Raw genomic sequence first — 20,360 nt, 5'->3', positions numbered from 1 at the left:
GTCGTGACGCATGTTTGGTATCAGCTTCTCTGAACTGCTGCTGGTCGGCCTCGTCGCCCTGCTGGTGCTGGGCCCCGAGCGCCTGCCGGGAGCCGCGCGTACCGCCGGGCTCTGGGTCGGGCGTCTGAAACGCAGCTTCAACGCGATCAAGCAGGAAGTTGAGCGCGAAATCGGCGCCGATGAAATCCGTCGCCAATTGCATAACGAGCACATTCTTTCGCTGGAAGAAGAAGCACGCAAAATCATGCAGCCTCAGCAGCCGCCGGCTCCGCCTGTCGTGCAGCCAATCGTGCAGCCCGAGACCCCGCCCGCCAGCGAGCCGGTCATGGGCGCCGCACCGTCGCCTGCGCCCAGCGCGGACATCGGCCCGGCCGCTCCCGCTGAAAGTGCGTCGGTCAGCCCGCCACCGGTTCACGCCGAGCCTGCTCAACCTGCCTCGACACCTGCGCCAGCACCGGTCACCGCTTCGGCCACAGCTGTGCAGAGCGCGCCTTCCGCCAACGATTCGACACAGCCACCACGAGCCCCATGAGCGAAATCCCGGAAAACGACCAGCAAATGCCGCTGGTCTCGCACCTCACTGAGCTGCGCTCGCGTCTGCTGCGTTGTGTACTGGCGATCTTCGTGATCTTCGGCGCGCTGTTCTACTTCACGCAGAAGATCTACACCTTCGTTTCGGCCCCACTGCGCAAATTCCTCCCGGAAGGCGCGACGATGATCGCCACCGATGTGGCCTCGCCGTTCCTGACGCCGTTCAAGCTGACCATGATGGTCGCGCTGTTTCTGGCAATGCCGGTGATCCTGTATCAGATCTGGGGTTTCATTGCGCCTGGCCTGTACAAGCACGAGAAACGCGTGGCCGTGCCGCTGCTGATCTCCAGCATCATTCTGTTCTACGCCGGGATGGCCTTTGCCTACTTCCTGGTGTTCCCGCTGATTTTCCACTTCTTCGCCAGCGTGACGCCCGAAGGGGTGTCGATGATGACGGACATTGCCAGTTATCTGGATTTCGTCATGACACTGTTCCTGGCGTTTGGCGTAGCGTTTGAAATCCCCGTGGCGGTCGTGCTGCTCGTCTGGATCGGCATCGTCGACGTCAAATACCTGAAGAAGATCCGCCCCTACGTGGTCATTGGCTGCTTCGTGGTCGGCATGATTCTCACCCCGCCGGACATCTTCTCGCAGACGCTGTTGGCGGTGCCGATGTGGCTGCTGTTCGAAATCGGCGTGTTGTGCAGTTCGATGGTCACCAAGCGCGGCGATCACGAGGACGACGAGAAGGCCGAAGACGAGCAGGACCAGCCGCCAGCGACCCAGCCGTGAACCTGTTGCTTCTGGAAGACGCTGACTTCATAGCGTCGGATCGCGTCGTTCTGCGCGACCGCCGCCTCAAGCACATGCAAGAGGTGCATCGCTCGGAAGTCGGTGACAGCTTGCGGGTCGGCCGCGTAGGCGGGCTGCTGGGCAATGCCGAGCTGCTGCGGCTGGAGCCTCGCGAGGCTGAACTCTCAGTGGTCTTCGACCGAGAACCGCCCGCCAAACTGCCGCTGACCCTGATCCTCGCCCTGCCCCGCCCGAAGATGCTGCGTCGGGTGTTTCAGACCGTCGCCACCATGGGCGTGCCGAAAGTCATTCTGGTAAACAGTTATCGCGTCGAAAAAAGCTTCTGGCAGACGCCGTTTCTGGAGCCCGCCGCGATTCGCGAGCAATTGATTCTGGGACTGGAACAGGCTCGGGACAGCGTATTGCCGGAAATCGTCATCGAGAAACGCTTCAAACCTTTCGTCGAAGACCGCCTGCCGGCCATCGTCGACGGTACTCTGGGGCTGGTCGGCCATCCCGGCGATTTCCCCGCCTGCCCGCGTGGAGTTGAACAGCCGGTGACGCTGGCGATCGGCCCCGAAGGCGGCTGGATTCCCTATGAAATCGATCTGCTGCGCGCCTCGGGAATGAACCCGGTGCAACTGGGCGAGCGAATCCTGCGCGTCGAAACCGCCGTCACTGCCTTGCTCGCGCGATTGTTCTGACTCCTCCAGCGATACCGTGACCTGTACCAGCACAGCTTGCCGGCGGCGACGTCCGTAAGATCGCTAGCGCCGGCAAGCCGGACTCCCACGGACAAAATCGATGGCAACCGTGCCACTCCGTCGGGTTGCGCTTCAGTTCAAAGACCCACAGCCGATGCACAGACTTCCATAAAAACAATGTGCAAGGAATCATCATGTATCGCTGGTCTGCCCAACGTCTCGGAAACGTGAGTGTCAGTCGCAAGCTTGGTATCGGCTTTGGCTTGGTGCTATTGCTGACGCTGGTCATCACTGCCACAGGCTGGTCGAGTGTGTCGTCGTTGATCGAACGAGGTGACAAGCTGGCGAGCATTTCACAGATCAGCGAGCAGACCATGGAGCTGCGCACTGCGCGCATGCGCTATGAAACTCAATCCAGCGCGGACACTGCGACGGCAGTCATGACCGCGCTGGACAAGCTCGATGTCGACCTGAAAAGCGCCCGCACCAAGATCGCCGGCGTCGACGATCTGAAGCTTCTGGACAGCCAGACTCAGTCCGCGGCCGACTACCGTCGTGCCTTCGACGATATGACCAAAGCCATTCAGGTCCGCGAGGCCAGCCGCGTGAACCTGGGCGCTACTGCCGATGCAGCGGTGGACGAGGTGAACAAGATCGAAGAAGCGCTGATCCAGCACGACAACATCCTGCAATTCAACAGCGCCGTCGGCGTCAGCAAACAGATTCAGCAAGCGCGCTTCCAGGTGCGCGGCTACACCTTCAGCGGTAACCCCGATTTCGAGAAGAACGCCACCGCCGCCATCGACGAAGCGATCGTCGGTGTAAATAGCCTGGCCGGTGACGTCTCGTCGCAGTACATCCCGCAATTGCAGAGGGCCAATCTGGCGCTCAAGGGTTACCGCGCCGCCGTCGCGCAGTATCGGGACGCCCAACTGGTCAGCCGCCAGGCGCTGGAGAAGATGACCAATCTGGGCCAGCACTTGCTTGACCTCAGCGACAAACTGACCGCCTCGCAAAATGCCAAGCGCGATGCTGACAGCCGTCAGGCGCAGTCGACTCTAGGTCTGGCGACACTTCTGGCACTGATCTTCGGCGTGCTCGCCGCGTGGGCGATTACCCGCCAGATCACCTTGCCGTTGAAGCAGACGCTGATCGCCGTAGACCGTGTCGCGTCCGGAGACCTCACTCACAACCTGAATATCGAACGCCGTGACGAACTGGGCCAGCTGCAAGGCGGCATCCAGCGCATGACCTTGAGCCTGCGCGAGTTGATCGGTGGCATCAGCGACAGCGTCACCCAGATCGCCAGCGCGGCCGAGGAGCTGTCCGCCGTCACCGAGCAGACCAGCGCGGGGGTCAACAGTCAGAAAGTCGAAACCGATCAGGTCGCCACTGCGATGCACCAGATGACCGCGACCGTGCAAGAAGTTGCGCGCAACGCCGAGGAAGCCTCAGAAGCCGCTGTGGCCGCCGATCAGCAGGCCCGCGAGGGCGACAGGGTGGTCAACGAAGCCATCGCCCAGATTGAGCGTCTGGCCAGCGAAGTGGGGCATTCCACCGAGGCCATGGGTGAACTCAAACGCGAGAGTGACAAGATCGGCAGCGTGCTGGATGTCATCAAGTCAGTTGCTCAGCAAACCAACCTGCTGGCTCTCAACGCCGCTATCGAGGCAGCACGGGCCGGTGAAGCGGGCCGCGGGTTCGCCGTGGTCGCCGACGAGGTGCGCAGCCTGGCTCAGCGCACGCAGAAGTCCACCGAAGAGATCGAGGGGCTGATTGCGGGGTTGCAGAACGGCACTCAGCAAGTGGCAACGATCATGGACAACAGTCGCGAATTGACGGTCAGCAGCGTCGAACTCACTCGTCGGGCTGGCGGCTCGCTGGAAAGCATTACCCGAACCGTGTCTGCGATTCAGGCCATGAACCAGCAGATCGCAGCCGCTGCCGAGCAGCAGAGTGCGACCGCCGAAGAGATCAACCGCAGCGTGCTCAATGTGCGTGACGTCTCGGAGCAGACGTCGGCCGCCAGTGAAGAAACGGCAGCGTCGAGCGTGGAACTGGCAAGGCTGGGAACCCATTTGCAGGGGCTGGTGGGGCGGTTCAGGGTTTAACCCGGATCTCAAAAACGATGCAGTACCTGTAGGAGCTGCCGGAGGTAACGACGATGGCGAAGCGGTGTGTCAGGTGGACCGTTTCGCCACCGTCGTAACCTCCTGCAGCTGCCACAGGGTTCGGTTGCCAGCCGATGCTCCCGAAGGGTTGTGCGGATGCCAGCCGAGGTCTCCAGAGCCCCAAAATGAGCCCGCAACACTCTGTGTTTCTGTGACCTGATTCACCCTGCCGCCCCCTTCAGAAATCTCCTACACCTGCTTCAGGTCATGACCGAGCCTCACCTGCCGATGCGCGATTATCGCTCATCCAAAGGAGAGGCATCATGTGGCAAGGAATCAATCGGGCATTGGCCAATACCAGCGTCAAACTCAGGCTCTCACTGGGTTTCGGGCTGGTACTGTTGCTGACGCTGGTCATTACCCTCACTGGCTGGCACGGCCTGGACACCATGATCGAGCGGTCGGAGTCGCTGACCGCCATCGCGCGGCTCAACGCGATGACCAAAGACCTGCGCGCCGAGCGGATCACCTTTCGGGAGGAGAACACGCCCGACAGCGCTCGCCGAGTGGTGGACCGCGTTAACGAGATCGAAGCCCATCTGGTCGCACTGCGCAGCGAAGACTTCCCCGACGACATCCTCAAACTCCTCAACAAGCAAAGTGAAACGCTGGTCACTCTGGAGAAAACCTTCACCGACCTGGGTGAGCTGTTGCAGGTCCGCGAGGCCTCTCGGCTGAAGCTGAAAGCGCTGTCGGACGCCGCGATCAGCTCAGTCGGCCTGGTAGAAAGCGAAGTGCTGAAGGCCGTCAGTCAGGAGCAGGACAGCAGTGAGCGGATGGACGAGTTCACCAACCTGCTGCAACTGCGCAGGCAGATCCAGAACGCACGCTACGAAGTGCAGGCCTACGTTTATAGCGGTCAGGACAGCTTCGAACTGGCCGCCGTCGCCGCCATCGATGAAGCGCTCAAGGAAGTCGATCAGCTCGCCGCAGATCAGACCGCCGCGAACGCCGACGAACTGTCCAGCGCTCGACAGGCATTGATTGACTACCGCGCGCAACTGGTCGGCCTGAAGGATGTTCAGACCAAAGCAGAAGCCGCTCAGGAATCCATGGAAGCGATGGGCGAGACGCTGCTGACGTCGACCGAGGAGATCACCACGCTTCAGAGCCAGCGCCGCGATGACGAAGCTGCTTTGTCACGCAGAACCTTGAGCGGTGTCGCCGGGCTGGCGATTTTGCTGGGGCTGCTGGCGGCCTGGCTTATCACGCAACAAATCATCGGGCCATTGCGTCAGACCCTGAATGCGGCGCAAAGGATCGCCAGCGGCGATCTGAGCGTCGATCTGGACGTTGAGCGTCAGGACGAAATGGGCAACCTGCAACAGAGCATGCAGGAGATGACCTTGAGGCTGCGCACGCTGATCAGCGGTATCAGTGACGGGATCGCACAGCTTGCCAGCGCTGCGGTGCAACTGTCGGCGGTGACCGAACAGACCAGCGTCGGCGTGAACAATCAGAAAGGCGAGACCGATCAGCTCGCCACCGCCATGAACCAGATGACCTCGACCGTGATGGAAGTCGCGCGCAATGCCGAAGAAGCCAGCGAAGCCGCTCAACAGGCTGACAGGCAAGCGCGGGAAGGCGATCAGGTGGTGGCCGACGCCATTTGTCAGATCGAACGCCTGGCGAGCGAGGTGAACAACTCCACCCAGGCCATGGGCCAGCTGAAAAGCGAGAGCGACAAGATCGGCAGCGTGCTGGATGTCATCAAGTCGGTTTCGCAACAGACCAACCTGCTGGCGCTCAATGCCGCCATCGAAGCCGCGCGGGCAGGCGCCGCAGGTCGCGGCTTTGCGGTGGTCGCCGACGAAGTGCGCAGCCTGGCGCAACGCACTCAGGAGTCCACCGAAGAAATCGAAATCCTGATCGCCGCGCTGCAGAGCGGTACGCAGCAAGTGGTCAGTACGCTGGATGCCAGTCGCAGCATGACGGACAAAGGCGTCGAGCTGAGTCGGCGCGCCGGGAGTGCTCTGGAAAGCATCACCCGGACCGTCTCGACCATTCAAGGCATGAATCAGCAGATCGCCACTGCCAGTGAAGAGCAAAGCGTGGTCGCCGAGCAGATCAACCGCAGCGTGCAGACGGTGCGCGACGTTTCGGAACAAACCGCCGCTGCCAGCGAGGAAACGGCTGCATCCAGTCTTGAGCTGGCGCGGCTGGGTGAGCAGTTGCAGGCAATGGTGGGCAAGTTTCGGGTTTAACGTACCCCTGACAAAAACGCCGCCGAAGATTGCTCTTCGGCGGCGTTTCGTTTCAGCCAGTCACTCAGGCGTTTACAAGCGAATGCTCGTTAACGTGGCTAGCAGGCTGCAGTGGCAGCAGCGGTGCATGGGGGTCGGCCTTGACCGATGCGCGCCAGGCTTCAAGCCATGCCTCATTGCCTTCGGCCCAGACCGCCTCGTGCAACCGCGCCAGTGCAACAGGATCGCTCAGCAATTGCAGGCGCTCGTTGTTGTTCAGGTGCTCAGGACCGCCCTTGATGGCGTGACGCACGCGCTCCACACGCATCCACTCGATTGGCTCGGCATGACGGTGACGGGACGTTGCCAGCGCACACGCCAGAGCGTTCTGCCGTGGATCGACGACAGCACGAACGAAACCATCATTCAGCGCGTGCCAGCGATTCTCGTGGGTGTACTGATCGGTGGAGACCAGTTCCTGAGGCGGCGTGTGTTCCTCGGGAATCAGGAACAGGCTTTCATCACGCGCTTTCAGACCCAGATTGGTCCGGCTGGAGATCACCGACACCGGAATCGACAGGATCAACGAGCCGACGATGGGCACCAGCCACCACAGGAAGCTCGGGTTCAGCCAAGCCACCAGCAGCGCCCAGCCAAAGCCCAGCAACGTCTGCGGACCGTGGCGCTTGACCGCTTCGCTCCACGGCGTCGAGTCATCATCACGCTGCGGCGAGTTCCAGGTCGCGGCCCAGCCCAAAAACGCAGCCAGTACGAAACGGGTGTGGAAGATCATGCGCACTGGCGCCAGCAACATGGAGAACAGCATCTCCAGCAGCATCGACAGGGTGACCTTGATCCGACCGCCGTAACCGACAGCGCCCTTGGCCCAGATCAGCACGATACTGAGCAATTTCGGCAGAAAGAGCAGCACGATGGTGGTCGAGAACAACGCGACGGCTTTTTCCGGGTGCCATTGTGGCCACAGCGGATACAGCTGACGCGGCTCCATGAAGTATGTGGGCTCCATCAGCGTGTTCACGGCCAGCAGCGCCGTGGACAACACCAGGAAGAAGAACCACAACGGCGCCGATAGATACGACATCACACCCGTCAGGAACACCGCACGGTGCACCGGGTGCATGCCTTTTACCAAGAACAGCCGGAAGTTCATCAGGTTGCCGTGGCACCAGCGACGGTCACGCTTTAGTTCGTCCAGCAGGTTCGGCGGCAGTTCTTCATAGCTGCCCGGCAGGTCGTAAGCAATCCACACGCCCCAACCGGCACGGCGCATCAGCGCGGCTTCAACGAAGTCGTGAGACAGAATCGCACCGGCAAAAGCACCTTTCCCGGGCAACGGCGCCAGCGCGCAGTGCTCGATGAACGGCTTCATGCGGATGATCGCGTTGTGACCCCAATAGTGGGATTCGCCCAACTGCCAGAAGTGCAGACCCGCGGTGAACAACGGGCCGTACACGCGAGTGGCGAACTGCTGCATGCGCGCATACAGCGTGTCCATGCCCGAAGCACGCGGCGCGGTCTGGATGATCCCGGCGTCCGGCGTGGCTTCCATCAGACGCACCAGACTGGTCAGGCACTCACCGCTCATGACCGAGTCGGCGTCGAGGACGACCATGTACCGGTAGTCACCGCCCCAACGACGGCAGAAGTCATCAAGGTTGCCGCTTTTGCGTTTTACGCGACGACGACGGCGACGATAGAAGATCCTGCCGAAGCCGCCGGTTTCGCGGCAAACGTCCAGCCAAGCCTGCTGCTCGGCAACGGCGATGTCGGTTTCGTTGGTGTCGCTCAGCACGAAGAAATCAAAGCGATCCAGGTCACCGGTAGCGGCAACTGACTCGAACGTGGCGCGCAGACCGGCGAAGACGCGAGGCACGTCTTCGTTGCAGATCGGCATGACCAGCGCAGTGCGGGCACCGGCTTCGATAGGCTCGTTGCCAGCGCTGGCGCCCGAGATGCGGTATTTGTCGCGCCCGGTGAGCAACTCGAGGAAGCCCATCAAAGCGGTCCAGAAACCGGCGGACACCCAGCAGAACAGGATCCCGAACAGCAACAGGATGCTGGTCTGCAGCGCATAAGGCATCACTTGAACAGCGGTTTGCCAAAGCGTCTGGTGGCTGATTTCGTCGAACGACACCAGCGACCAGCCTTGATACGGCAGGATGCCTTTCATGTAGAAGCCAGCGACGATGGTCTGGCCCAGCATCAGGATCAGCAGGATGTAGCGACGGATCGAACCGACAGTACGCCAGCGGGATTTGGGTAAATCGCGCGGCAAGTCATCCTTGCTCGGCTTCGGAGGGTTGGTCTTGCCGGTGAGACGACGCCAGCCACGGTGCAGGATGTTGGTCCGCCATGGCTCGGGTACGACTTTGGTCCGACGAATTGGCGGCGTCGCCTTCAAAACCACACGGCCACTAGCATCCACGCTCAGCATTTCTGCGTCTTGCAGTTCGTCAGCGGTCGTCAGTGTCAGACGACGGCCCACCGAAGCCTGGGCGGCCTCGGCGGAGTCGGTGACGGTCTGCGCCGAAAGGCGTTCATGCAGCTCAGCAAACGAAGTGCAGCTGGCAAGTTCTGCCCGCTGCTCATCGGTCATTGGCAAATGTGCGAGGTACTCGGACAGAGACTCTGGCACGGCTTGTGAATTACTCATCGGCTGGCAACTGGTAGCTCCAGGTCTCGGTCAGAACCTGTTGATTCATGGCCGGGCCCTGTTGGGTGGATGCAGCCTCTACCGCTGGCTGCGTGGTTTCTTTACTTCCTTTGTTGGCCTTCGCTGCGTCGCCCAGAGCGGCTTCAGGCCGGGAGGCCTCGTCGGACTTCGCCTCTGCGACCTTGGCAGCATCGGCAGGTTTCGCGGCGTCAGCCTTGTCACCTTTGGCAGCGTCTTTGCCATCGGCTTTCGCGTCGGCCTTGGCAACTTTGGCGTCTTTCGCATCACCGGCTTTCACAGCGTCGGTCTTAACGATTTCGGCCTTGTCATCCTTCGGCGCCGCCGCGACTACAGCGGCCTTGGCGTCTGCTTTTTTCTCAGGCTTCTTGTCTGATTTGTCAGCAGTGATGATCGCAGGTTCCTTACCAGGTTCGACCGGGGTCTCACGCAGCAGATAGGCGCGCATTTCCACCGACTTGTTGGTGTCCTTGACCTTCAGACGCAAAGTCAGGCGCCAGCCCTTGGTCACCGGGTTGTAGCGCAGGTTGTTTTCCACCAGATCAGTGTTGTCGTCAGTGGTGACCTGGCTACGGATTGCCGGGTCTTCACCCAGCTTGGCGAGAGTCGGACCGACGAAGTCGACCAGATAGGCAACGCTGCCATCCGGCTGACGGATCAGGTTGGACTGCTTCACGTCGCCAGTGGAGCGCAGGGTCTGCTTGACCCAGCCCAGATCAGGCGAGTGAATGGAATCTTCATCCATGGTCCAGTGCAGACGGTAGTTGAAGTCGATCGGCTGACCCGGCTCCGGCTGGGTTTCCGGCTTCCAGAAGGCAACGACGTTGTCGTTGGTTTCGTCGGCAGTCGGGATCTCTACCAGATCGACGGTACCCTTGCCCCAGTCGCCCTTAGGCTCGATCCAGGCGCTTGGACGCTTGTCGTAGCGGTCATCCAGGTCTTCGTAGTGGCTGAAGTTGCGACCACGCTGCAGCAGGCCGAAACCGCGCGGGTTTTCGACCGAGAAGCTGCTGACGGCCAGATGTTTAGGATTGTTCAGCGGACGCCAGATCCACTCGCCATTGGCTGCCTGAATCGACAGACCGCTGGAATCGTGCAGCTCGCGGCGGTAGTTGAGGACCTTCGACGGCTGGTTGGCGCCGAACAAGTACATGCTGGTCAGCGGTGCAACGCCCAATTTGCCGACTTTCTCACGCAGGAACATGCGCGACTGAACGTCGACCAGGGTGTTGGTGCCCGGACGCAGAGTCAACTTGTAGGCGCCAGTGGCACGCGGGGAATCCAGCAGCGCGAAGATCACCAGATGGTTGTCGTCGGTGCCTGGCTTCTCGATCCAGAATTCGGTGAAACGCGGAAACTCTTCACCCGACGGCATCGCGGTATCGATGGCCATGCCACGTGCCGACAGGCCGTAAACCTGACCTTTGCCGATCACGCGGAAATAGCTCGCGCCCAGCATGGTCATGATTTCGTCTTGCTTGTCATCCTTGTTGATCGGGTACATCACGCGGAAACCGGCGTAGCCCAGATTCTCGGTCGACTTGGGATCGAACTTCACATCGCCGAAATCGAAACGACTCGGGTCGTACTTGATCTCATTGACAGCCGTTGCCGTCACTTCGTTGATTTTCACCGGCGTGTCGAAGTGCATGCCCTGATGGTAGAACGAGATCTTGAACGGGGTTTTGTCATTGGCCCATTCAGCCTTGTCCTGCAGGAAGCGAATTTTCTGATAGTCGGCAAACTTCATATCGCGGAATTCCGCAGGAAGATTGCTCTTTGGCGCTACAAACTTCTGTCCGGCCAGTTCTTTGGCCCTTGTCGCCACGTCGTCAAGATCGAACGCCCAGAGCTGACCGGCGCCGAAAAGACAAAACAAAGCCGACCCGGCCAACAAGGCGCTGCGCAGGCGCTTGCCAGGGGTCTTTGGTGCATTACATGGACTAACAATCACGAGCAACCCTCGCCGAAAACAGATGAAGAAACCAACGGCCAGCTATCAAATGCCGGGTTGGCGAGCATTGTTCCGACTCCGAAAGGGGCCAATGATTCCCCAAACGATTTCGGACCAGTCTGCGTTTTTACTAATTTGACGGGCAATCGCCTGTCTTTGTAGCGCGCGATTATCTAGTAGCCCGCGTTACAACGCATCAGGGGAAACGAAGTATTTATGGCTTTTTGCCTAATAAATTCGGGTATGCCAAGCAAAATCCCGGCTTTACGTCTCCAGTAAAAATGTCACAGGGCCATCATTTACCAGATGTACCTGCATATCCGCACCAAATTGGCCCGCAGCGACCGTCCCGTGCGAGGTTTTAGCCTTTCCCAGCAAATAGTCAAACAATTCAGCGCCGAGTGCCGGCGGCGCCGCTTTCGAGAAGCTTGGCCGCATGCCGCTGCGCGTATCGGCTGCCAGCGTGAACTGCGAAACCAGCAACAGGCCGCCGCCAACATCAGTCAGCGAAAGATTCATCTTGCCGTCGGCGTCGCTGAACACCCGGTAGTTAAGCAGCTTGTGCAGCATTTTGTCGGCACTGGCTCGCGTGTCTTGCGGCTCCACACCTACCAACACCAATAAACCCTGATCAATCGCGCCGACGGTTTCACCAGCGACATCGACGCGAGCACCGCGCACGCGTTGCAGCAAACCTTTCATTTACTAACCCTGTTTCCCATTGTGATCGCCGAAGTCTGCTATGCGATCCTCAGATAACTGAATACTTCGCTCTCTCCCACAGTGATATTCAGCGTATTGCTATCACGCCTCTTCTGGCGGCAGATCCAGCAAACGCCGAGCCACTTGCGATGCGGCACGCACCAGCGCATCCGTAATCCCAGGCTCGGACGCGGCGTGACCGGCATCGCGGATCACTTGCAGCTCGCTGTTCGGCCAGGCCTGATGCAGCTCCCAGGCGTTGTCCAGCGGGCAGATCACGTCATAACGGCCATGCACGATAATCCCCGGCAAATGCGCGATCTTGGGCATGTCGCGGATCAACTGGTTCTCTTCAAGAAATGCATTGTTGGTGAAGTAGTGGCACTCGATGCGGGCGATGGACAGCGCGCGCTGAGGCTCGGAGAAGCGGTCGACCACCAGCGGGTTCGGGCGCAGGGTGGCGGTGCGCCCTTCCCAGGTCGACCAGGCTTTGGCGGCGTGCATCTGGGCGATCTGGTCATTGCCGATCAGGCGTTTATGGAACGCGTTCAACAGGTCGCCGCGCTCGTCGAGTGGGATCGGCGCCAGGTAATCCTGCCAGTAATCCGGGAACAGACGGCTCGCGCCTTCCTGGTAGAACCATTTGATTTCCTGCGGACGGCATAGAAAGATGCCGCGCAGAATCATTGCATGCACACGATCCGGGTGGCTCTGGGCGTAGGCCAGCGCAAGGGTCGAGCCCCACGAACCGCCGAACAGCACCCATTTGTCGATGCCCAGATGCTTGCGAATTCGCTCAAGGTCTTCGACCAGATGCCAGGTGGTGTTGTTTTCGAGATTGGCGTGGGGAGTGGAACGGCCGCAACCGCGCTGGTCGAAGGTGATGATGCGGTACAGGTTGGGATCGAAGTAGCGACGGCTCTGCGCGTCGCATCCCGCACCCGGCCCACCGTGGATGAACACCACCGGCAAGCCTTCCGGCGAGCCGCTTTCATCGACATACAGCACATGAGGCTCTTCCACTGCCAGATCGTGCCGGGCGTAAGGTTTGATCTGCGGGTACAAAGTCTGCATAGGTGCTCCATAAGTCCAATTCAGGGGCTTCTATCTATCTGCCGTTGGGCATCATAAACCCGAATCGATGAATCATCATGCTTGCCTGTTTCTGCGCGGCTGTCACCTGTGTTCTCTGGGTGTCTGGGAGTCAAGACCAATCTGTAGCAGTCCGGCTTGCCGGCGGCAGCGATTGCCAAGACACCACCGCCGGCAAGCCGGACTGCTACACGAAAAACGGTGAACCAAAGATCTCCATGAGCCGGAGAGTCTGTGGCAGACACGAAGGTTGGAACGATCAATGCAAGCGTTTTTACCCACGCGGTTCAAGTTCAGATGCAGGCGAACCAGAGCGCTTTACCTGAGTCGAACCGAGGGTCGTGCAAGCGGAAATTTCATCCGATTGGCAGGAAATAACCAACGACACGCCCTACAGTCAAACAACCCCTTTCAATCGTCCAACCAACTTGAGGTCGTACCCGATGTCTCCGGAACCCAACGTTCGTGACGCTGAAGTGGCAGCCTTTCGTGAAGCTGTGCTCACCAAACTCGAGTATGCCGTCGGCAAAGACGCCGACCATGCGTTCGACCATGACTGGTTCATGGCCATTGCCTTGGCGACCCGCGACAAGATGGCCGAGCGCTGGATGAATCACACGCGCTACATCTACAGGCAGGAAAGAAAGCGCGTCTATTACCTGTCCCTGGAGTTCCTGATCGGGCGTTTGATGTTCGACAGCCTGAGCAACCTGGGGATCATGGAAGTCGCTCGCGAAGCGCTCAAGGGACTGAACGTCGACCTGGAAAAAATCCGCACGCTGGAGCCCGATGCCGCGCTGGGCAACGGCGGTCTGGGCCGTCTGGCTGCCTGCTTCATGGAAAGCATGTCGACCTTGGGCATCGCCGGCCATGGCTATGGCATTCGCTACGAGCACGGGCTGTTCCGTCAGGCCATTGTCGACGGCTGGCAGCAGGAGCAGACCGAGAACTGGCTGGACTTCGGTAACCCATGGGAGTTCGAACGACCGGAAGTGATCTACCAGATCGGCTTTGGCGGTAGCGTGCAGCCAGTGCTCGACGTCACAGGTGCACCGGTGCTGGACGCGTCGGGCGAAACCCGGCAGGTCTGGCACGCTGGGGAAACCGTGCGGGCTATTGCCTATGACACGCCCGTCGTCGGCTGGCGCGGCAAGGCCGTGAATACCTTACGACTGTGGCGCGCACGCGCCGTGGAGGACCTGCACCTGGAACGCTTCAACGCCGGTGACCACGTCGGCGCCGTGGCGGAGGTCGTGCGGGCAGAAAGTATTTCCCGCGTTCTGTATCCGAACGACAGCACCGAAGCCGGCCAGGAACTGCGCCTGCGCCAGGAATACTTCTTCGTGTCAGCATCGCTGCAGGACTTGCTGCGTCGCCACAAGAACATGGGCTACACCATCAACAGCCTGCCGGAACACGCGGCAATCCAGATGAACGACACGCACCCGTCCATCGCGGTGGCGGAGCTGATGCGCATCCTTATCGACCTGCACGACGTGGAGTGGGACGAAGCCTGGCGCATCACGGTCGGCACCCTCGCTTACACCAACCACACATTGTTGCCAGAAGCACTGGAAACCTGGTCGGTGGGTCTGATGGAGCGGATGTTGCCGCGCCATATGCAAATCATCTACATGATCAACGCCCAGCACATCGACAACGTACGCCTCGAGCACAAGGACGACCCGGATTTGTTCGGCCTGCTGCGCGCGGTGTCGCTGATCGAGGAAGACAATGGCCGCCGTGTGCGCATGGGTAACCTGGCGTTCATCGGCTCGCACAGTATCAACGGCGTGTCGGCACTGCACACCCAACTGATGCGCAAGACCGTGTTCGCGCAATTGCACAAGCTTTACCCTGACCGGATCAACAACAAGACCAACGGCATCACCTTCCGCCGCTGGCTGTTCCAGTCCAACCCGCAGCTCACCGCAATGTTGGTCCAGGAACTGGGCGAGCAGGTGCTCGACAATCACGAAACCGCGCTGCTCAAACTGGAACCTCTGGCTGACAAACCGGCCTTCCAGAAGGAATTCGCAGCGCAACGCCTGCACAGCAAACAGGCGCTGGCATCGATCATTCAGGAGCGCATGGGTATTACCCTCAACCCTGAAGCGATGTTCGATGTGCAGGTCAAACGGATTCACGAGTACAAACGCCAGTTGCTCAATCTGTTCCACACCGTGGCGCTCTATCAGGCCATGCGGGCCGACCCGAGCACCAACTGGGTGCCGCGCGTGAAGATCTTCGCGGGCAAGGCGGCGGCCAGTTATCACTCGGCCAAGCTGATCATTAAACTGGCGAACGACATCGCGCGGACGGTCAATAACGACCCTACCCTGCGCGGTCGCCTGAAAGTGGTGTTCATCCCCAACTACAACGTGAGCCTGGCGGAAAGCATCATCCCTGCCGCTGACTTGTCGGAGCAGATTTCCACGGCGGGTCTGGAAGCCTCGGGCACCAGTAACATGAAGTTCGGGCTCAACGGTGCGTTGACCATCGGCACGCTGGACGGCGCCAACGTGGAAATGAGCGAGCAGGTCGGGCTTGAACACATGTTCATCTTTGGCATGACCGCGCAGGAAGTCGAAGCGCGCAAACATACGGGAGAGTTCAATGCGCACAACGACATTACGGCGTCGTCACGCTTGAACGATGTGCTACAGGCGATCCGTGGTGGGGTATTCTCGCCGGATGATCCATATCGCTATGCCGGGCTGATCGATCAATTGATCAACTACGACCGCTTCTTCGTATGCGCTGACTTCGAGTCCTACTGGGCGGCACAGGCCCGGGTCGAAGCGCGCTGGCACGACACCAAGGAATGGTGGCGCTCGGCAGTGCTCAACACCGCGCGCATGGGCTGGTTCTCCTCGGACCGGACCATTCGCGAGTACGCCAACGAGATCTGGAAGGCGCTGGATTGAGGTAGCGCATAAAAAGGCGGATAAGCGCGATTGCGCTGCCTGCCAACATCCTTGTATCAGTCCGGCTTGCCAGCGGTGACATTATGCAAATCGTCACCGCCGGCAAGCCGGACTGCTACATGGGGAGCGTGCCATTCCCTCTTCTTCGGTGACCGAGTCTTCAGTCCCCGACACAATTTGTTTCCTGTCCTCTCCCGCCCGATATACTCGTTGCCATCGCCGATCACCGGCCGAGAAGGGATGTCGACGCGTGCAATGGATTCTTTTGCTGGCTGGCCTGTTTATCGGCGCGGTGCTCGATGAGTCGCTGATCGGTGGTGCCGTGGGCGCGGTGATCGGGCTTGCGTTGGGCCTGAGTTTCCGTCTGTCTTCCATCAGTCGCGAGGCCGCTGTACAGCAAGCCGAACTGGCGAAAACCCAACAGGCTTTGCAAGCGATTCAGGAACGTCTGAGCCACCTGGATTCCGCCGCCGCGCAAATGCCGGATGCGCCCGCCCCCGCCCCTCTGAACATCCAGCCTGTCGACGATACCGGTCCGGAACTGCTTTTCGATCTTCCGGATCTGGAGCCTGCTGCCAGCGAAACCGCGACAGACGCCGAATGGCGTCGTCCGCCAGACGCCCCACAACCCGCACGCCCCGTTGCCACGCCTTCGGGCCCCAATGCCTTGGACAGCGCTCTTTTACGCGCCAAAGAATGGCTTCTGGGCGGCAACACGGTACTGCGAATAGGTGTCGTGCTTCTGTTCCTGGGCCTGGCCTTCCTGCTGCGTTACGCCACCGAAGGCATGGTCGTTCCGATAGAAGCGCGTTACGCCGGGGTTGCGTTTGCCGCGTTACTGTTGCTGGGACTGGGCTGGTGGCTGCGACAACGCAACGAATCCTTTGCACTCATGCTGCAAGGCACCGGCGTCGCGGTGTTGTACCTGACCGTGTTCGCCGCGATGAAGGTGCACACACTGCTGGCGCCTGGAATGGCCTTCAGCCTGCTGGTGGCGGTTACCGTTTTTTCAGCGATCCTGGCGCTCACCCAGAACTCGCTGGCCTTGGCCTGCGTGGCGGCGCTTGGTGGGTTCGCGGCACCTTTGCTGACCTCCAGCGGCGAAGGCAGCCACATTGCACTGTTCAGCTATTTCGCGCTGCTCAACGCGGGCATCTTTGCCATCGCCTGGTTCAAGGCATGGCGCCCGCTGAACCTGATCGGCTTCGTCGGCACCTTCGGCATCGGCTGCGCCTGGGGACTGAAATCCTATACTCCGGATCTGTTCTGGAGCACCGAGCCTTTCCTGGTTCTGTTCTTCCTGATGTATCTGGCCATCGGGCTGCTGTTCGCCCGTCGCAAGTTGCAGCAGCACGCCGCAGGCCCTGAAAACGATAGCCGCGAAGCGGTGCTGCGCTGGTCGGCCAGACAGAGTCACTACGTCGATGGCAGCCTGCTGTTCGGCACGCCCATCGCAGGGTTCGGCCTGCAATACGCCATCGTCCAACACATCGAGTTCGGCGCCGCCCTTAGCGCATTGGTGATGGGCCTCCTTTATATGGGCATCGCTCGAATGCTCGCCGGGCGTGCACCAGGCCGGGCATTGCTCTTGGTAGAAACCTGCCTGTCACTGGGCGTGATGTTCGCCACGCTGGCGATTCCGCTGGGGCTGAGCGCGCAGTGGACGACCGTCGCCTGGGCTGTCGAAGGGTCGGCGGTGTTCTGGCTCGGCATGCGACAGAACCGCTTGCTGGCGCGTTTCTTCGGCGTACTCCTGCAACTCGGCGCAGGCTTCGCGTTTCTCGGCATCATCGGCCGCTGGTATTCGCCATCGTTCGACCAAGGCGATTTCTGGACGCCACTGATCATCTCTCTCGCCGGCCTGATCAGCGCCTACACCGTGGAGCGCATCGGCACCTTGCGTCTGGCGCTGAGCGTACGGGTGTTGCAACCTTCGTTGCTGGTCTGGGGTGCGTTGTGGTGGTCGATTGCACTCTGCGTCAGCACGCATTACGTACCGGGTGCTCGAGAGGTGCCGACGCTGTTGCTCCTTGGCGCCATCAGCGTTGGACTCTGGACCATTGCCTCTCTGCGCTTGAAATGGTCGGGGCTGGCGCAACTGTGTGTGCTACTCACACCCGTCAGCGCCCTGTTGCTCGGCCTTATGCTGTTCAATCCCTATTACAACCCTGCTGCAGATTGGGGCTGGCTGGGTTGGCTGGCCGTGTTCACTGTTCACGTCCTGTCGCTGCGACGGCTCGACGCGCAGCTTCTTCCTGGCTTGCGCAGTGGCGCCCATGTGCTCGGCTGTTGGCTGATCATCGGTGTGATGTCGCTGGAGTTGCGTTATGGACTGCTGGTGCTGTCCGAGTCATACAACGCCTGGCGCTGGCTCGGCTGGGCACTGCTGCCAAGCCTGTATTTGCTGGCGATGAGCTCGTCGCGCCACTGGCCATGGCCGATCAGTGCGTATCCCCGCGAATATCGTCTGTGGGCCGCAGCGCCGCTGGCAGTGCTGATGCTGGCGTGGTTCTGGCTGGCCAACTGGTTCAGCGAAGGAGCCGCCGATCCGCTGCCTTATATACCGCTGATCAACCCGTTGGAGTTGGGCTTGCTGATTACCCTGGCGGGTATTGTCAGCTGGACGAACAGGCAACTGCCGCAGTCGGGAATAAAAGCCGAACACTCAAGCAAGGTCGCGCTGGTCATCGCGGGCGCCTCTCTGTTCGCACTGGTGACGGCGATGGTGATGCGCACCGCTCACCATTGGGCAGGCGTGGCGTGGCACACGGATGCGCTGTTCGAATCCATGCGCGTACAGGCAGGGCTTTCCATTGTCTGGACCTTGATGGCACTGGCTTTGATGATCGGCGGTCATCTGCGCGCGCGGCGTGATCTGTGGATCGTCGGCGCGGTACTGATCGGCATCGTGGTCGCCAAGCTGTTCTTTGTCGAACTGAGCAATCGCGGTGGGCTGGAGCGGATCGTTTCCTTTATTGGCGTTGGCATTCTGCTGCTCGTAGTGGGATATTTCGCACCATTACCGCCGAAAAATCCTACACGTAGTCAGCAATCAGCCGACTCTGCGACCGAGGATTCGGCACCGCAATGAAGTGCAGGAGTCAGTTGGTGAGTCGTCCGTCCATCGTCAAGGCCGCTGTGTTCGGCGTCATGCTGTGCGCAGCGTTGTTGGTTCAGGCTGAAGATCTGCCAGATGACTTTGCCAGTCACACCCCGCTGACGGTCAGCGGCGAAGGCCCGTGGTATCGCCTCGAATTGCCGCTGGCGCTGCAGTTGAGTGCGCGCCAGAGCAACCTCAACGACGTGCGCGTATTCAATGCGGACGGGCAGGCGCAGCCCTACGCAATCACTCTCGGCGAACCTCAGCGGGCGGAAGATCAAACCCCTGTCGCGGTGAAGTGGTTCCCGCTCTACAACAGCGACGATGCCAGGGACGCCGAACCGAAAATCCGTGTCGAACGCTCGACCAACGGCACGCTGGTCGAAGTGTTGCCTCAAGGCGAGATCGAGGCGGGCGAAGAAATTCTCCGTGGCTGGCTGCTGGACACCAGCGCGATCAACGCACCGCTGGACCAGTTGATTCTCGACTGGAGCACCGAACGCGAAGGCTTCCAGCGTTTCAGCATCGAAGCCAGCGACGATCTGCAGCATTGGAAGCGTTGGGGCGAAGGCCAGGTGGCGCGGTTGTCGTTTGCCGATGAGCTTGTCGAGCAGCGCGTCGTCACGCTGCCGGGGCGCAGTGCCCGCTATCTGCGACTCCTCTGGACCACGCCACAAACGGCGCCGACGCTGGCGTCCGCGCAAGTCGTCAACACTCGACCCGGCGCGCTGCCGCTGAGCTGGTCGCCGACCATCAATGGCAGCGTCGAGAAGCCGGGCGTTTATGTCTGGCAACTGCCGGTCGCCCTGCCGCTCGAACGAATGAAAGTCGCGATCACCCAACCCAACAGCCTGGCGCCCGCCACTTTATATGGCCGTCGCGACAGCAATGCACCGTGGCAGCTCATCGACAGCGGCTTGCTGTATCGCCTGACCCAGAACGGGCAGGATGTGGTGCAGGACGAAATGGAGTTACCCGGCAATGTGGTGCAGCAACTCAAGCTGGAAGTCGATGATCGCGGCGGCGGCCTGGGCAACGATGCGCCAAAGCTGAGCTTCGCGGTGCGCGCCACACAAGTGGTGTTTCTCGGGCGCGGCGCCCCGCCGTACAGCGTCGCCATTGGCAATGCGACCATCAAAGGCGCCAACCTGCCGCTGTCGACGCTGGTGCCTGGCGTGACTCAGGAAAAGCTGGCGTCTCTAGGCAGCGCGAAACTGACGGTAACGCCTGTGGAGGTTCCGGCGGCTGCAGCTCCTGTAGCAGCCAGTCTGGACTGGAAGCGCATCGGTCTGTGGAGCGTTCTGGTTCTAGGGGTGTTATTTCTCGGCTGGATGGCGATTGGCACGCTACGCGCATCCCGCCATAAATAAACAGGCGGCACTGTCGCCTGCGCTGAACCGATCCCGCAGGTGAAAAAACCCGGAGGATGTACACCAACTTGTCACTGATCAACGTCTACGCTCATGTAGCCCGTGAACTCAATCACTACCAAGTCGGTCTGACAGGCAGTAA

12 protein-coding genes are annotated in these 20,360 nt (G+C 60.5%); 8 read left to right on the top strand and 4 right to left on the bottom strand.

Features of this window, described 5'->3' with window-relative positions; translation table 11 throughout:
- Positions 1 to 10 precede the first annotated feature (10 nt).
- The 5 genes from tatB to BWR59_RS00565 all read left to right on the top strand — a co-directional run bounded on the left by tatB (position 11) and on the right by BWR59_RS00565 (position 6,402).
- Complete coding sequence (gene tatB, locus BWR59_RS00585) at positions 11 to 532, top strand: Sec-independent protein translocase protein TatB (protein WP_081563709.1); 522 nt, start codon at positions 11 to 13, stop codon at positions 530 to 532.
- Complete coding sequence (gene tatC, locus BWR59_RS00580) at positions 529 to 1,323, top strand: twin-arginine translocase subunit TatC (RefSeq protein WP_081563708.1); 795 nt, start codon at positions 529 to 531, stop codon at positions 1,321 to 1,323. Before tatB ends, tatC begins: the two co-directional genes overlap by 4 nt.
- On the top strand, positions 1,320 to 2,027 hold the full coding sequence (locus BWR59_RS00575; RefSeq protein WP_081563707.1) for a 16S rRNA (uracil(1498)-N(3))-methyltransferase: 708 nt from the start codon (positions 1,320 to 1,322) through the stop codon (positions 2,025 to 2,027). The genes tatC and BWR59_RS00575 overlap by 4 nt, the downstream gene beginning before the upstream one ends.
- Positions 2,028 to 2,221: 194 nt before the next feature.
- Positions 2,222 to 4,138 (top strand): methyl-accepting chemotaxis protein, encoded by a 1,917-nt coding sequence (locus tag BWR59_RS00570; RefSeq protein WP_081563706.1) that lies wholly within the window; start codon positions 2,222 to 2,224, stop codon positions 4,136 to 4,138.
- A 323-nt stretch (positions 4,139 to 4,461) separates the two neighbouring features.
- The gene (locus tag BWR59_RS00565; RefSeq protein WP_081563705.1) at positions 4,462 to 6,402 is read left to right on the top strand and encodes a methyl-accepting chemotaxis protein; all 1,941 of its coding nucleotides are present in this window, start codon (positions 4,462 to 4,464) and stop codon (positions 6,400 to 6,402) included.
- 64 nt (positions 6,403 to 6,466) lie between these two features.
- On the opposite strand, the gene mdoH is transcribed toward BWR59_RS00565, so the two are convergent.
- From mdoH to pip, 4 genes are all read right to left on the bottom strand, one after another.
- Entirely contained in the window at positions 6,467 to 9,055 is a 2,589-nt protein-coding gene (gene mdoH, locus BWR59_RS00560; RefSeq protein WP_081563704.1) for a glucans biosynthesis glucosyltransferase MdoH, read from the bottom strand.
- Positions 9,048 to 11,027, bottom strand: a complete 1,980-nt coding sequence (locus tag BWR59_RS00555; protein ID WP_143490729.1) for a glucan biosynthesis protein G — start codon at positions 11,025 to 11,027, stop codon at positions 9,048 to 9,050. The genes mdoH and BWR59_RS00555 overlap by 8 nt, the downstream gene beginning before the upstream one ends.
- Before the next feature lie 264 nt (positions 11,028 to 11,291).
- Positions 11,292 to 11,729 carry a D-aminoacyl-tRNA deacylase gene (gene dtd, locus BWR59_RS00550; RefSeq protein ID WP_081563702.1) on the bottom strand — a complete coding sequence of 146 codons (438 nt, stop codon included), beginning with the start codon at positions 11,727 to 11,729 and terminating at the stop codon, positions 11,292 to 11,294.
- Between the two features lie 102 nt (positions 11,730 to 11,831).
- Complete coding sequence (gene pip / locus BWR59_RS00545) at positions 11,832 to 12,803, bottom strand: prolyl aminopeptidase (protein WP_081563701.1); 972 nt, start codon at positions 12,801 to 12,803, stop codon at positions 11,832 to 11,834.
- 461 nt (positions 12,804 to 13,264) lie between these two features.
- On the opposite strand from pip, the gene BWR59_RS00540 reads away from it, so the two are divergent.
- From BWR59_RS00540 to BWR59_RS00530, 3 genes are all read left to right on the top strand, one after another.
- Positions 13,265 to 15,748, top strand: coding sequence for a glycogen/starch/alpha-glucan phosphorylase (locus BWR59_RS00540; RefSeq protein ID WP_081563700.1), 2,484 nt, complete (start codon positions 13,265 to 13,267; stop codon positions 15,746 to 15,748).
- Between the two features lie 250 nt (positions 15,749 to 15,998).
- A complete protein-coding gene (locus BWR59_RS00535) occupies positions 15,999 to 18,839 on the top strand; it encodes a DUF2339 domain-containing protein (protein ID WP_081563699.1) in 2,841 nt (946 codons plus the stop codon).
- A gap of 59 nt (positions 18,840 to 18,898) precedes the next feature.
- Positions 18,899 to 20,218, top strand: coding sequence for a DUF3999 domain-containing protein (locus BWR59_RS00530; RefSeq protein ID WP_230981932.1), 1,320 nt, complete (start codon positions 18,899 to 18,901; stop codon positions 20,216 to 20,218).
- Positions 20,219 to 20,360: the final 142 nt, after the last annotated feature.

Origin of the sequence: Pseudomonas sp. Bc-h (assembly GCF_002080045.1) — a bacterium.
Lineage (GTDB): Bacteria > Pseudomonadota > Gammaproteobacteria > Pseudomonadales > Pseudomonadaceae > Aquipseudomonas.
Note: the sequence above shows the minus strand (reverse complement) of the source record. Positions and strands in the feature narration are given on the sequence as shown.

Excerpts from the sequence above, each read along its gene's own strand:
- BWR59_RS00570 (WP_081563706.1), top strand. The coding sequence starts at position 2,222 with ATGTATCGCTGGTCTGCCCAACGTCTCGGAAACGTGAGTGTCAGTCGC.
- pip (WP_081563701.1), bottom strand. The coding sequence starts at position 12,803 with ATGCAGACTTTGTACCCGCAGATCAAACCTTACGCCCGGCACGATCTG.
- tatC (WP_081563708.1), top strand. The coding sequence starts at position 529 with ATGAGCGAAATCCCGGAAAACGACCAGCAAATGCCGCTGGTCTCGCAC.
- mdoH (WP_081563704.1), bottom strand. The coding sequence starts at position 9,055 with ATGAGTAATTCACAAGCCGTGCCAGAGTCTCTGTCCGAGTACCTCGCA.
- tatB (WP_081563709.1), top strand. The coding sequence starts at position 11 with ATGTTTGGTATCAGCTTCTCTGAACTGCTGCTGGTCGGCCTCGTCGCC.
- BWR59_RS00565 (WP_081563705.1), top strand. The coding sequence starts at position 4,462 with ATGTGGCAAGGAATCAATCGGGCATTGGCCAATACCAGCGTCAAACTC.
- dtd (WP_081563702.1), bottom strand. The coding sequence starts at position 11,729 with ATGAAAGGTTTGCTGCAACGCGTGCGCGGTGCTCGCGTCGATGTCGCT.
- BWR59_RS00540 (WP_081563700.1), top strand. The coding sequence starts at position 13,265 with ATGTCTCCGGAACCCAACGTTCGTGACGCTGAAGTGGCAGCCTTTCGT.
- BWR59_RS00530 (WP_230981932.1), top strand. The coding sequence starts at position 18,899 with ATGCTGTGCGCAGCGTTGTTGGTTCAGGCTGAAGATCTGCCAGATGAC.